The 13,912-nt window shown below is 34.5% G+C and carries 13 protein-coding genes; 12 read left to right on the forward strand and 1 reads right to left on the reverse strand.

Annotation, left to right across the window (positions count from 1 at the left end; all coding sequences use genetic code 11):
* Positions 1-79 precede the first annotated feature (79 nt).
* On the forward strand, positions 80-625 hold the full coding sequence (locus tag C6H18_RS02885) for a hypothetical protein (RefSeq protein ID WP_104721605.1): 546 nt from the start codon (positions 80-82) through the stop codon (positions 623-625).
* 9 nt (positions 626-634) lie between these two features.
* Positions 635-1,573, forward strand: coding sequence for a hypothetical protein (locus C6H18_RS02890; RefSeq protein WP_104721606.1), 939 nt, complete (start codon positions 635-637; stop codon positions 1,571-1,573).
* Positions 1,574-1,662: 89 nt separating this feature from the next.
* Here the strand turns inward: C6H18_RS02890 and C6H18_RS02895 are convergent, their stop codons facing one another.
* The gene (locus C6H18_RS02895) at positions 1,663-2,595 is read right to left on the reverse strand and encodes a glycosyltransferase family 2 protein (protein WP_104721607.1); all 933 of its coding nucleotides are present in this window, start codon (positions 2,593-2,595) and stop codon (positions 1,663-1,665) included.
* Between the two features lie 273 nt (positions 2,596-2,868).
* Between C6H18_RS02895 and C6H18_RS02900 the strand changes: the two genes are divergently transcribed.
* The 10 genes from C6H18_RS02900 (at position 2,869) to C6H18_RS02945 (ending at position 13,911) form a co-directional block, all read left to right on the forward strand.
* Positions 2,869-4,122: a nucleotide sugar dehydrogenase gene (locus C6H18_RS02900; protein ID WP_104721608.1), complete on the forward strand. Its 1,254-nt coding sequence runs from the start codon at positions 2,869-2,871 to the stop codon at positions 4,120-4,122.
* Positions 4,123-4,176: 54 nt separating this feature from the next.
* Entirely contained in the window at positions 4,177-5,604 is a 1,428-nt protein-coding gene (gene gatB / locus C6H18_RS02905; RefSeq protein WP_104721609.1) for an Asp-tRNA(Asn)/Glu-tRNA(Gln) amidotransferase subunit GatB, read from the forward strand.
* A 71-nt stretch (positions 5,605-5,675) separates the two neighbouring features.
* The gene (locus C6H18_RS02910; protein WP_104721610.1) at positions 5,676-7,073 is read left to right on the forward strand and encodes an alanine/glycine:cation symporter family protein; all 1,398 of its coding nucleotides are present in this window, start codon (positions 5,676-5,678) and stop codon (positions 7,071-7,073) included.
* A gap of 447 nt (positions 7,074-7,520) precedes the next feature.
* On the forward strand, positions 7,521-8,822 hold the full coding sequence (gene hisD / locus C6H18_RS02915; RefSeq protein WP_104721712.1) for a histidinol dehydrogenase: 1,302 nt from the start codon (positions 7,521-7,523) through the stop codon (positions 8,820-8,822).
* 2 nt (positions 8,823-8,824) lie between these two features.
* Entirely contained in the window at positions 8,825-9,088 is a 264-nt protein-coding gene (locus C6H18_RS02920; protein WP_104721611.1) for a DUF2018 family protein, read from the forward strand.
* Between the two features lie 10 nt (positions 9,089-9,098).
* A complete protein-coding gene (locus C6H18_RS02925; protein WP_233704040.1) occupies positions 9,099-9,518 on the forward strand; it encodes a hypothetical protein in 420 nt (139 codons plus the stop codon).
* On the forward strand, positions 9,496-10,416 hold the full coding sequence (locus C6H18_RS02930) for a polyprenyl synthetase family protein (RefSeq protein ID WP_104721613.1): 921 nt from the start codon (positions 9,496-9,498) through the stop codon (positions 10,414-10,416). The genes C6H18_RS02925 and C6H18_RS02930 overlap by 23 nt, the downstream gene beginning before the upstream one ends.
* A gap of 8 nt (positions 10,417-10,424) precedes the next feature.
* Complete coding sequence (hemA, locus tag C6H18_RS02935) at positions 10,425-11,774, forward strand: glutamyl-tRNA reductase (protein WP_104721614.1); 1,350 nt, start codon at positions 10,425-10,427, stop codon at positions 11,772-11,774.
* A complete protein-coding gene (locus C6H18_RS02940) occupies positions 11,771-13,510 on the forward strand; it encodes a proline--tRNA ligase (protein ID WP_104721615.1) in 1,740 nt (579 codons plus the stop codon). The genes hemA and C6H18_RS02940 overlap by 4 nt, the downstream gene beginning before the upstream one ends.
* Positions 13,510-13,911 (forward strand): FxsA family protein, encoded by a 402-nt coding sequence (locus C6H18_RS02945; RefSeq protein WP_104721616.1) that lies wholly within the window; start codon positions 13,510-13,512, stop codon positions 13,909-13,911. Before C6H18_RS02940 ends, C6H18_RS02945 begins: the two co-directional genes overlap by 1 nt.
* Position 13,912: the final 1 nt, after the last annotated feature.

Consider the following 13,912-nt stretch of genomic DNA (forward strand, 5'->3'; position numbering starts at 1 on the left):
GGGAATATCTTTTGCTTGAACGCTTTTTAAGGAATGAAATTGTGTTTATGGATTTTAATTTTCAAAAAGAAGGAGAAATATGTTAAAAAAGGTTTTTAGTATCCTAGCTTTAGCTTCTTTATCTCTAAACTTTGCATTAGCACAAGAAGATATTTTAGCTCTAGTTAGTAAAGGGAGAGTTACAAGTAATAGTGTAGGTGTTACCAAACTAAACATTGAAGAGAAAAAACAGGTGAAGGGGGGGATGTTTGCCAGTCCATATAGCTACTATTCTATAATAGATAATTCGGGTAATAGAATATTTGATTATGGCTACTATGAGTATGTTCTAACTCCTTATGAACAAAATAGAGGTATGATTGCTTTAAATGATAGAGAAAGCACTTACCAAAAAGTTCAAAACTATTTAGACTTTAAAAGGCTAACTGTCGTTGATCCAAGATATGAAAGAGCAATGATGTTTGTGCGAATTGACTATAAAGCAAGACAAATTATGACTGAAATTGTGGCTTATGATACACGATACAATACTCAAAGAAAGATTTATCAAGGGAGTCCTTTTGTAGAGCAGTTAAGCAAAGCTTCTCGTGAACTAATTATCGGGCATTTTTCTAAATTCAAATAAGGAGGATTTATGCTAAATACAATCTCAAATACTCCTAGCACTTCTTTTATCCAAAGAGGTGCTAAAGCCTCTTCTATACAAGAACAAGAAAACAAAGAGATTCAAGAAAAGAATAGGGAGATGATAAGACATTGGTTAAAAGAACCAAAAGATTATCTAAGTATAACTTCTGGGATAGACTTTTTTCGACATATAGAGACAATAAAGGCACGAGAAGCTACTGCTAGAATAAAAATAACTGCCATAGAAGAATATTCTCAAAAATTCACCAATGTAAGCGAAGAAAGCTACCAAAGTGCCAAAGCTTATATTTATAAACAAATGGAAGATATTGCTCTTGCTGTTTATGAAGAAGAGGGAAAATCGGATCTCTTTTCAATGCTAATGTGGGACGGGGGAAGTATGAAATTCATTGATATGGCAGGAGACATTAAGGAAAATGAGTTAGAGTCTAGTGCTAGAGAATTTGTTGCGTCATTAAAGACAACAAATAAAGAAAGGATTGTAGAAGCACAAGGGAAATTGGAAGACAATTTAGTAATGCTACGCGCTGCTCATATGATTGCTTTCGCTAGTGTATTACGATTCTTCACACTCGCAGATACTAAAATACCAGCAGAAAATTTTCAAAAGATTAAAGATTCTTTAGGGATAATGGAAAGTTATATGAGAGATAACTTTCTACCTAATGAACAAGGAATCATTAAAACCAAAAATGGTCTTATTATTGAAAGTAGTGAAGAAAAAGGAATAAGAACTTTAAAGATTACACTTCCCTTTGATAAAGTAGAGAATTTAATCTTAAACTATAAAGATAAAAATCATCAAACTCTTTTAGAAATGTTTGAATATAAAGAAAAACTCTCTAAAGATTCTTCTATAAATTCTAAAGATTCTTTAATACAAACTTTACTTAAAGAAAGCAAAGAAGAGAGAAAAGAATATTGATAAAGATAAATAAATTCTATAAATATCTAGGGAATATCTTTTGCTTGAATATTATGGATTTTTAAACCTAAGAATCCCCGCTGATGGGATTATTTTTCAACTCTTTGGCGAATTTTAAATTTAGGTATGAAGTTTGAAGGAAGCAGTAAATAAATAGAAGCCTGTATGGCATAAAAATTGGGATAAATACTTAAGCTTTGTAAAATCTTTTTGAACGCTTTTTTTCTGTCTCCTCCTTGATGATAAAGCAAAGCGGCAGTTGTGCAGAGTTTTGCTAGATGTTTAGGACAACAGGCTTTACGCTCTTTATAAAAAAGTAAAATATCTTGTTCGTAGTTTTTAACCATTTCTAGGGGTTGGTATTTTAGATTTTGCGTAAGGGATTCGGCGTGGATTCTGTAGAATTTCAAGGGACGATGTAGGTAATAGCAGAGGCTTCCTTTGTGTAATCTAAGCCATAAAAGTCCCATATTACCGCGCTTTAAATCTTCATTAAAACGTCTTGTGCCAAGTAGTTTGCGTTCAAAGAGTGTGATAAACTCCCCTTGTAATTGACCGCATAAAATCTCTTGAAAGCTTACCTCTCTTGTCTCATCAATGCCTTTGCCAGAGAGATAACCATCATCACTTCTTGTGCAATTTGCGATAATGATTCCATATTTTTTTTGGAATCGCAGATAAATCTCTACCATTTGCGAGATGGATTCTTTAAAGAGTAAATCATCATCATCTAAGAGCAAAACTAAATCTCCATTAGCGTAATCCAAGCCATTATTACGATTTCCAGCAGAACCCTTAGTATGTGCGTTGGAAATAACTTTTATGGAGGGATTATCTTTGGCATACTCACAAGCAAAGGCAAAAGTATTATCACTAGAGTTATCATCGCTAATGATAATCTCTAAATTAGGATAATCTTGCTCTAAGATGCTCTCAATAGCTTCTGTAAAAAAGTATTCCCGATTAAAAGTTGTGAGAACAACACTAACCTTGGGGAGAATCCCATAAGCACTTAAATCCATTTTCTTACTCCTTGTGCCTTATTAGCTTTGCAGTGATTTTTATCATTTGTATTCCCTATGCTTTATTTCTTGCAATTCTTCATCGGGTTGCCTCTTTTGTGGCATTATTAAAAGATGTTTATAAGGATTATCCCACCATCCTTAATCTTTTAGGGGAGAAATAGAAAAGACAAGCTAGGGGGTATTATAAGATAAAATCAATATGAGTTTTTTTAAGTTGTGTTAGAATCTTTTTTAAATAGTAGTAAATTTAAAATTTATGAGGATGTTATAATGAAAACTTTGGCAATTATTGGACTTGGGTATGTGGGACTGCCTTTGGCAGTAGAGTTTGGCAAAAAATATCCTGTGATAGGCTTTGATATTAATAAGGTTAGGATTGATGAGTTAAGCAAGGGATATGATAGAACCTTAGAGGTAGAAAAGGAATCTTTAATCTCTGCAAAAAAGCTTAAGTTTGTAAGCTCTTTAGAGGAGTTAAAAGCAGCACAAATTTATATTATCACCGTCCCTACGCCTATTGATAAGTTTAATAAACCTGATTTAATCCCTTTAAAAAAGGCTTCAGAATGTGTTGGAGCGGTGCTTAAAAAGGGGGATATTGTCATTTATGAAAGCACTGTTTATCCGGGTTGCACAGAGGAGGATTGTGTGCCTATCTTAGAGCAGAAAAGTGGATTGCGGTTTAATAAAGATTTTTTTTGCGGATATTCTCCTGAACGAATAAATCCGGGTGATAAAGAGCATCGTTTGCCAAATATTAAAAAAGTAACAAGTGGTTCTACACCTGAAGTTGCCGATGAAATTAATGCTTTATATGCAAGTATTATTACCGCTGGAACCCATAAAGTAACAAGCATTAAAGTAGCAGAAGCGGCTAAAGTGATAGAAAATTCTCAAAGGGATATTAACATTGCTTTTGTCAATGAACTAGCCTTAATTTTTGATAGATTAGGCATTGATACTCTAGAGGTTTTAGAGGCTGCTAATACAAAATGGAATTTTTTACCCTTTAAGCCCGGTCTTGTAGGGGGGCATTGTATCAGTATAGATCCTTATTATTTAACTTATAAGGCAGAATCTTTAGGCTATCATTCTCAAGTTATCCTTTCAGGTAGGCGCATAAATGACAATATGGGGATTGTCGTTGCTAATAAGCTTATTAAACTTATGATTAAGCAAGGGTATAAGATTATTGATTCTAAAGTAGCGATTTTAGGGATTACTTTTAAAGAAGATTGTCCAGATATTCGTAATTCGCGCGTTGTGGATATTATTAGGGAATTACAAGATTTTGGTTGTTGTGTTGATGTCTTTGACCCTCTTGCAGATAGGGCGGAAGTCAAAGAAGAGTATGCTTTAGCCCTAAAGCATCCTAAAGATTTTGTCTTACAAGACTATTTAGCTGTGGTAATAGCTGTAGCCCATAGTGCTTTTAAGGATTTGGATTTTAGTGCCAAAGGGAATAGGGTTGTTTATGATTTAAAAGGGGTTTTGCCAAAGGAGCAGGTTAGTGCGAGATTATAGTTAATTTAAAGCAAAAATGCTAAAATTCCTTTAATTTAGCTTTAAGGAATTTTTATGAGTGCTTTTGAAACGATTATTGGGCTTGAAGTGCATGTTCAGCTTAATACAAAAACAAAGATTTTTTGTTCTTGTCCGACAAGTTTTGGTGAAGAGCCAAACAAAAATGTTTGTCCTGTTTGCTTAGGATTGCCCGGTGCTTTGCCGGTGTTAAATAAAGAGGTTGTGAAAAAGGCTATTTCTTTTGGTAAAGCCATTAATGCTACTATCAATCAAAATTCTATTTTTGCTAGAAAAAACTATTTTTATCCCGACTTACCTAAGGCTTACCAGATTAGCCAATATGAGATTCCTATTGTTGGAGCAGGAAGTATTGAGATTGAAGTTAATGGAGAGAAAAAAGTTATTGGTGTAACTAGGGCGCATATGGAAGAAGATGCAGGAAAAAATATCCACGAATCTAATACCTCTAAAGTAGATTTAAATCGTGCTTGCACACCTTTGCTAGAGATTGTGAGTGAGCCTGATATGCGAAATAGTAATGAGGCAATAGCTTATCTTAAAAAATTGCATTCTATCGTGCGATTTTTAGGCATTAGTGATGCGAATATGCAAGAGGGGAGTTTTCGTTGTGATGCTAATGTTTCTATTCGCCCAAAGGGAGATTCTAAGCTTTATACGCGTGTGGAGATTAAAAATCTCAATTCTTTTAAATTTATCCAAAAAGCTATCGAATATGAAGTGGAGCGTCAAATAGAAGCGTGGGAGGATAAGAAATACGAAAGTGAAGTCGTGCAGGAGACACGACTTTTTGATACACTCAAGGGCATTACTAAATCTATGCGAGGCAAAGAAGAAGCTGCTGATTATCAGTATTTTCCCGATCCTGATTTATTGCCTGTATTTATTGATGAAGCCCTTATGCAAGAAGGCTTACAAATCCCAGAAATGCCCGATGAAAAAAGAGAAAGATATATAAGTGATTTTGGCATTAAACCTAGTGATGCTGCTGTGCTTACTAGTGAGTTAGAAATGGCATTATATTTTGAATCTATGGTGGAGTTTGGTGCAAGTGCAAAAGGTGCAGTTACTTGGCTTACTACGGAGCTTTTAGGGAGGTTAAAGGGAGAAAATACCTTGCAAAATTGTGGGATAGATGCTAAAACCCTTAGTGTTTTGGTTCAACGCATTGATGAGGGTAAGATTAGTGGTAAAAGTGCCAAAGAGATATTAGATAAATTAGTGGAAAATAAAGGTGGTGATGTCGATACTTTAATAGATTCTATGGGGTTAGCACAAGTCAATGATGATAGTGCTTTATATATTGCTATTGAATCTGTGCTTAGTGCAAATGCTGATAAGGTTGCAGAATACAAAAATGGTAAAGACAAGCTCTTTGGGTTTTTTGTCGGGCAGGTAATGAAAGCGGTTAAAGGGGCTAATCCCGCACGCGTGAATGAGCTTTTAAAAGAGAAATTAAGCTAATATCCATTAGAATGAAAAACATTGGCTTTTGGAGTTTTTAAGTATTGGTAATGAAATTTTAAGGATTATTTATGGAACTATTAACAAATTTAATCAATGTAGCAAGTAATTTTCTTTATACTTATTTTCTTGTTTTTGCATTATTATTTTGCGGTCTTTATTTTACGATTCGCACAGGGCTTATACAACTTCGCTTTTTGCCCTCTGCACTTTTTGTTTTGCTAGAGAAAAGTCATAAAGAACATATCTCTCCTTTTGGTGCATTGATGATTTCTACGGCTTCGCGTGTGGGTATTGGAAATATCGTGGGGGTTGCTGTGGCAATTAGTAGTGGTGGAGCTGGAGCCTTATTTTGGATGTGGGTAACAGCTATTTTAGGTGGGGCAAGTGCTTTTATTGAAAGCACACTCGCACAAGTTTATAAGCAAAAAGATGGGGAGAATGGTTATAAAGGTGGTCCTGCTTATTATATCCAAAGTGCTTTAGGTTCTAGGGCATTTGGAATCGTATTTGCGATTTCATTAATTCTGTGCTTTACCTATGGGTTTAATGGATTACAGGCTTATACTTTGACTTCTAGCTTTGAGATTTTTGTTGGGAGTGAGGCTTATCATAATGGACAAACAACTATCTTTATAGGGGTATTGTTGGCTCTTTTATGTGCAGTATTTTTCTTTGGGAGCAATAAAACATCTGCAAAAATTACTTCTATCCTTGTTCCGATTATGGCTTTTGGTTATTTAATCGTATCTTTGGTGATTGTTAGTATGAATCTAGGAGCAATTCCGGGTATTTTTGCAGAAGTGTTTGCTAAAGCCTTTGATTTTGGGGCGATTTTTGGAGGATTTGCAGGGAGTGCGATAGTAATAGGGATTAAACGCGGATTATATTCTAATGAAGCAGGTATGGGTAGCGCACCCAATGCAGCAGCTACGGCGCACACAAGCCATCCTGCCAAACAAGGAATGGTGCAAACGCTTTCGGTTTTTATTGATACTTTGATTATTTGTTCGGCAAGTGCCATTGTTGTATTGTGCAGTAGCGAAAACCTAAGTGGAATTTCTGGAATGCCCTTAGTGCAAAAGGTTATGCAAGGGCATTTGGGAGATATGGGGTTATATTTTGTAAGTATTGCTGTCGTGCTTTTTGCTTTTACTTCGCTGATTGGGAATTATTTTTATGCAGAAATAAACTTTAAGTTTATTACAAGTAATAAAATAGCGTTACAGGTTTTTAGGATAACTGCCGTAGCGATGGTTTTTATTGGAGCGCAACTTAGTCTTGGATTAGCTTGGGATTTAGCAGATGTGATTATGGGAATTATGGCTTTGGTAAATATAATAGCGATTTTGTTATTAGGAAATATTGCTATAAGAGTTTTAAAAGATTATGAAAAACAAAGAAAAGAGGGCAAGAATCCAGTCTTTAAACCAGAAGATGTAGGGATTAAAAATACACATTGTTGGTAGTGAGTTTTGGCAGGATTGGCTTTAAGGTTTAGATTCTTAAAACACCAAAAGTCAAATCCTCATTATTTAAGCTACTTGATTTAAGCTATTTGGTAGGGTTGAGATTTTAGGGCTTTAGCTAATGCTTCACAATGAAAAATACTTTAGAAAAGATAAAATGCTTATACTTTTAAGTTCGTATGAAGTTGGGATTTAAGTGATATGCGATTATGGCATAGGGCAAGGGAGACTAAAGAATAGGAAAGCTTTAGAGGTGTTTTAGAGGTTATATCTCTTTGTATGGGTTAAGAGCTATGGAATGAGTTTTAAAATAGTATGCTTTAAAAGGGTAGAATTCATAAGGGACTTAAATTCTAAAAATCCTAAAACCAAATTTATTTTTCTAAAGAGTAAAATAAACATTAAAAAGTTAAAATATGCTCTTTCAAGGAGTAATAAGTGGAAAGCATACTTTTGTTAAATACTCAACACAGAGATTTTTCCCTACAATTTGACAAGATTTTAAAACGCGCTAGATTAGATATTCAAGGAGTTGAAGGAATTGTAAAGGGCATTTTGGATTCTATAAGGATTGATGGAGATAAGGCTCTATTGGAGCATATTTTAAAATTTGATGATTGGAATCCTCAAAGCTTTGAGGATTTAAAAATCCCTGAAGATTCTATGCAACAAGCTTATGAAAAGCTTGATGATAAGCTTAGGGATGCTTTGCAAGAAGCCCATAGGCGCATTTTTGCCTTTCACCAAAAGCAAAAGCCCAAAACTTGGCTTGATTTTGAAGAAAATGGAACAATTTTAGGGCAGAAGATAACCCCTCTTGATAGGGTTGGATTATATATTCCCGGAGGGAAGGCTGCTTATCCTAGCTCACTTTTAATGAATGCTATACCTGCACTTGTTGCAGGAGTGAAAGAGATTGTTGTTTGCACACCTGCATTGCACAATGAAATAAATCCCTTGCTTTTAGCTGCTATGTATTTGTGTGGGATTAAAGAAGCTTATAAGGTTGGTGGAGCTAGTGCTGTGGGTATGATGGCGTATGGAATTGGGGATAGATTTAAAAAGGTTGATATGATAAGTGGTCCGGGTAATATTTATGTTGCTACGGCAAAAAAATGTGTCTTTGGTGAAGTCAATGTTGATATGATAGCTGGACCTAGCGAGATTGGCATTATTGCTGATTGTAGTGCTAGAGCGGATTATATTACTTGGGATTTGCTCTCACAAGCAGAACACGATGAAATGGCGAGTTCTATTTTAATTACTACAAGTGCAGAGTTAGCTTCTGAAGTTTCACAAAGAATTAATGAGTTTCTTCCTAAACTTCCGCGTAGAGAGATAATCGCAAAATCTATCTATAACAGAGGTGCTATCATTGTTACACAATCTTTAGAAGAATCCATACAATTAAGCAATGCTATTGCTCCTGAACATTTAGAATTGCTATTAAATAACCCTTTAGAGGTGCTTCCACAGATTAAGCACGCAGGAGCAATATTTATTGGAGAAAATACTCCTGAACCTATTGGTGATTATATCGCAGGACCTAATCATACATTACCTACAGGGGGTAGTGCCAAATTTTTCTCCCCCCTTTCAACAGAGCATTTTATGAAAAAGAGTTCAGTGATTGCTTTTTCTAAAATGGCTATTGATGAGTTAGGGGAAAAGTGTGGGATTCTAGCTCGAGCAGAAGGGCTAGATGCTCATAAAAATTCTGTTTTAATACGATTAAATAAAAAGGACTAATAATGGATATTTTTGAAGGAATACCACAAGATAAATGGATAGAAATTATTTTTAACGCTTCACAGGGTTTAGCTAGTGCAGAACTCATAAGGATTTTGGAGCGACTTGCTAGTATGGAGATTTTACTTGAAAAACGTTTAGGTGAATCTTGGGAAGAAGAATTAAATTATATCCTCTCCTCTGAAGAATCTTCAGAAGAGATTTATAGGCATACACAAAATTTAGCTATTGAGTCTATGGGAAATATTTTGACAAAAAATGAATAGAATCCTATTTTTGTTCAGTAGTTTTATTTCTCTGCTTTTTGCTCCGCCGCAGTGGAAGGCAGAGAAATTTTTAGAACTCCAAAAGGATGAATTTTATTTATTAAATTTGCAGGTTAATGAAGCGCAAAAGACTTTATATTTTCGTTGGACCTTGTTAAAAAACAATGGATTGGTAATGCATCTAAATTATGATTATTTTCCCCATCAATTTATACTTTATCAAGATTACAAAAGAAATTGTTATACTTTACCTTTGCTTAAAGCAGAACAGAAATACTATGCACCCGAACCATTTTTTATGTTGTGCTTTAAGGATTATCATAGGGGACAAAAGATTGCTACTTTGAAATATTATATTTATGAAGGTGGCAGGGATTTTAATATTATTGATGAAAGGATAGTGCCAAATGGAGGCTTTGGAGCAAATTAAAGAAAAAATACAGAGTTTTTTAGAGGCATTAGATTCTCCTCTTACTTTAGAATTGAGCAAACATTTACAAAGTGGGAAAATGCTAAGGAGTAAATTGGTATTAAATATTGCTGGAGTAAATGAAGAGAGTATTTTACTTTGTGCGGTGATTGAGATGATACAAAGTGCTTCTTTGTTGCACGATGATGTGATTGATAATGCACTTATGCGTCGCTCTAAGCCCTCTATTAATGCTATTGCAGGAGATAAAAATGCTATTATGCTAGGCGATGTGTTTTATTCCAAGGCATTTTGTGAATTAGTAGCTTTTAGCAAAGAATATCCCCAAATTCCACATATTATTTCAGATTCTGTTGTGAAACTATCTTTGGGGGAAATAGAAGATGTCTATCTCTCACAAGGCTTTAATGCAGATGAAAGAAAGTATCTAGCAATGATAGAAAAAAAGACAGCGGCATTGATTGAATCTACAGCCTTTGCAGCTGCATTACTTGCTAAAAAAAGCCTTAATGATGCAAAGAAATTTAGTCTTTATGGAAGAAATTTAGGTATGGCTTTTCAGATTATTGACGATATTTTAGATATTACTTCTACACAAGAAAAATTAGGAAAACCTATTTTGAGTGATTTTAAAGAGGGAAAAACAACTTTACCTTATATTTATCTTTATCATTCTTTACAAGAGGAAGGTAAAGAGCGTTTGAAAAAGGCTTTTAAGCAGGAAATTTCTAGGGATGAGATGATGTGGATTTTAGAAAATCTTAAAAAAAGTGGGGCTATTACACGGAGCTTTAGACTGGCTAAAAATTTAGGAGAAGCAGGAATTGAAAGCATAAGTGATCAATCTTGTAATAAACTTGTGTCTATTATGCAAGAGATGATAGATAGGGATTTTTAAGAGGAACAATGGAATATTATATTTTAAGTTATACGCATAAAAATACAGATATTAGCTTAAGAGAAAAGCTCGTTTTTGAAATAAGAAACCAACAAACTAAAGACTTTTTGTTTGCTTTAGTAGAAAACAAGTTTATCGAAGAGGCAGTTATTTTATCTACCTGTAACCGAGTAGAATTTATTTTAAGTGTCAATAACTGCCAAAAAACCGAAGAGTTTTTGTTGGCAAAATTAAGTGATTATTCAAAAGTTGCTTTAGAAGAGTTGAGACAATATGCGGATTCTTATGAAAATATTTCTGCTATTCATCATCTCTTTAGTGTTGCAAGTTCTTTAGATAGTTTAGTAGTAGGGGAGACACAGATTGCAGGACAGCTTAAAAATGCCTTTAGATTTTCTTATGATTTAGGCTGTTGTGGGTTGGCATTATCACGAGCCATACATTTTGCTTTTCGTTGTGCTGCTAGTGTGCGGAATTTTACAGATATTTCTAAAAATTCTGTTTCTGTCGCTTCCGCTGCTGTGGCACAAGCAAAGGTAATTTTAGAAGATTTAAGGGGCATACAAGCTTTAGTTATTGGGGTTGGAGAAATGAGCGCATTGTGCGTTAAACATCTTGTTAATAATGGTGCAGAAATTATTTTAATTAATCGTGAGATTAAAAATGCACATTCTCTTTATGAGGAGATAATAAACACCAATTCTCAAGCAAAGATTCGTGTAGAGAGCTTTAAAGAGTTGGGGAATCTTATTAACAAAGTCCCTTTATTATTTACCGCCACAGGAGCTCCTCATAGTATTATTACGCAAGATATGGTCGAGGATTTTTCACAAAAACGTTTTTGGTTTGACTTAGCAGTTCCTAGAGATATTGATGGTATTACCCAAGAGGGTATAAGGGTGTTTTCTGTGGATGACTTAGAAGATATTGTGAGAGAAAATCTTGCTTTAAGGGAAAAACAAGCAGAGACTGCCTATGGGATTATAGGAAGATTTACCCAACAATTTTTTGCTTGGTTGCAAAGCCTTAATATAGAACCATTGATTAAGGAGATAAGGCAACAAGCAAAAGAATCTGCGCAAAAGGAATTAGCTAAAGGAATCTCTAAAGGGTTTTTGCCCAAAGAGTATGAAAAAAATATTGAAAAAACCTTGCATAATGCCTTTAATACTTTTTTGCATAATTTTACTATTGGCTTAAAGAATATTGCTAATACCCCACAAGGTGATGGGATAATCGAAGCGGCTAGATTTCTTTTTAGTGGAGAGCAAAATCCTTTAATGGTTGAACAATATAAATGTGAATACACCCAAACTAAGCTTTTTGACACTATGGATCATAAAAAGGAGGAAGAATGAGATTTTCAAAATTTTTTGCCCCTACTTTAAAAGAAAAGCCCAAAGATGCTTTTTTAAAAAGCCACGAGTATCTAATAAGGGGGGGATTTATCCAGCAAATTGGGAGTGGAATTTATAATTTTCTGCCCTTAGGGGTTAGAGTGCTTGAAAAGATTAAAACAATTATTCAAGAAGAGATGAATAAGACAGGGGCTTTAGAGGTATCATTGGGGTTTGTAACTTCTGCTAATCTTTGGAAAAAAAGCGGTCGTTATAACCGATATGGAAAAGAATTATTGCGTTTTAAGGACAGGAAAGACAATGAATTTGTATTAGGTCCAACACACGAAGAAGTGATTACAGAACTTATAGGTTCTTATGTAAAAAGTTATAAGCAATTACCTTTGCATCTCTACCAAATCAATCTTAAATTTCGTGATGAGATTCGCCCAAGGTTTGGAGTGATAAGGGGGAGAGAATTCCTTATGAAAGATGGTTATAGCTTTCATAGCTCCAAAGAAGACTTAAGAAGAGAATTTAATGTGATGGAGGAAGCCTATACAAGAATTTTTACAAGATTAGGATTGGATTTTCGTGTTGTTGAAGCTGATAGCGGGGCTATTGGCGGGAGTGGAAGCAAAGAATTTATGGTTTTAGCACAAAGTGGTGAAGATACGATTTGTGTCTGTAATAAGTGCCAATATGCTGCTAATTTAGAAGCAGCAAGGCGGATTAAGAAAACTCCTCAAACTTTACCTCCACAAGCAGATTTTGCCAAATTTCATACGCCTAATACTACAACTATTGAATCTTTGTCGGATTTTTTTAAAGTGGATTCCTTTTGGACGATTAAAGCGGTTGTTAAAAAAGCTCTTTTTGAAGAAGGAGAGAGTGCTTTAGTGTTTTTCTTTATACGCGGTTGTGATACCTTAAATGTTACTAAGGCACTCAATGTTATCAAAGGTGCTAATGAGATTGTAGAGGCTAGTGAAGAAGAGATAAGAAATGTTGGTCTATGCCCGGGGTATATCGGAGCTTATGCGCTAAGGAATATCACTCAAAGCCCTCATATTTACTTTGATAATGAATTAGAAAATGCCAAGAATCTGATTATGGGTGCTAATGAAGAGGGATACCATTTTGTGGGAGTGGATTTATCCCTTTGTGAAGGAATAGAGTTTAGGGATTTAATAGAGGTTAAAGAGGGGGATTTATGCCCTAAATGTGGAGAAGATAAAAAAGGAGAGCTGTATTTAACGCAGGGGATTGAAGTTGGGCATATTTTTCAACTAGGCGATAAATATTCTAAGGCTCTTGAAGCCTTTTTTTTAGATGAAAATGGCAAGGTAAAACCTTTTTTAATGGGATGTTATGGAATTGGGGTATCAAGACTTTTAGGGGCTATTATTGAACAACATTATGATGATAGGGGTATGCGATGGAGTGAAGCCATTGCACCTTTTACTTTAGATATTATTGTTTCTAATGTGAAAGATTTGCAACAAATGGAATACGCTATGGATCTTTATGAGGCTTTAAAAGAGAGGGGCATAGAATGTATTTTTGATGATAGGGAGGAGCGATATGGGGCGAAAATAGTAGATTTTGAATTAATGGGGATTCCTTATGCTGTGATTGTTGGTAAAAGCTTAAATGAGGGCAATATTGAGTTTATCCAAAGAAAGAATCTAACAAAAGAAAAGCTTAGTGTAGGAGATACCATAGTAGAGAAGATTGTAGAAAAGGCAAGAAGCTAATGCCCCTAATTTTTATTTTATTGTATGTTTTTTTTGAAGTTTTATTAAGTTATGAAATTATTGGTTGGATAGGGGTATTTGGGTTTTTTTTAGAGATTATTATTACTGCTATTTTGGGATTTGGGCTTTTAATTAATTTTAGAATGTTTTTTAAAGAAACTTTAGGGAGGTTTTATTTAAGAGGAATCAGTCAAGGAATATTTTTTAGTTCCAATGTTTTTAGGGTTTTAGGAGCCATTTTATTAATTTTACCCGGTGCATTGAGTGATGTTTTGGGTATTTTAATGCAATTTAGCATTATCCTTATGTTGTTAAAGCCCTCCAGCAAGGCTAATGTTAAAGTTTCATCAGATTCCGAAATTATTGATGTAGAAGTGATTGAAAAAGATAATAAGGGTTAGA

Source organism: Helicobacter mesocricetorum, from assembly GCF_900198605.1.
In the GTDB taxonomy this organism is placed as follows: domain Bacteria; phylum Campylobacterota; class Campylobacteria; order Campylobacterales; family Helicobacteraceae; genus Helicobacter_D; species Helicobacter_D mesocricetorum.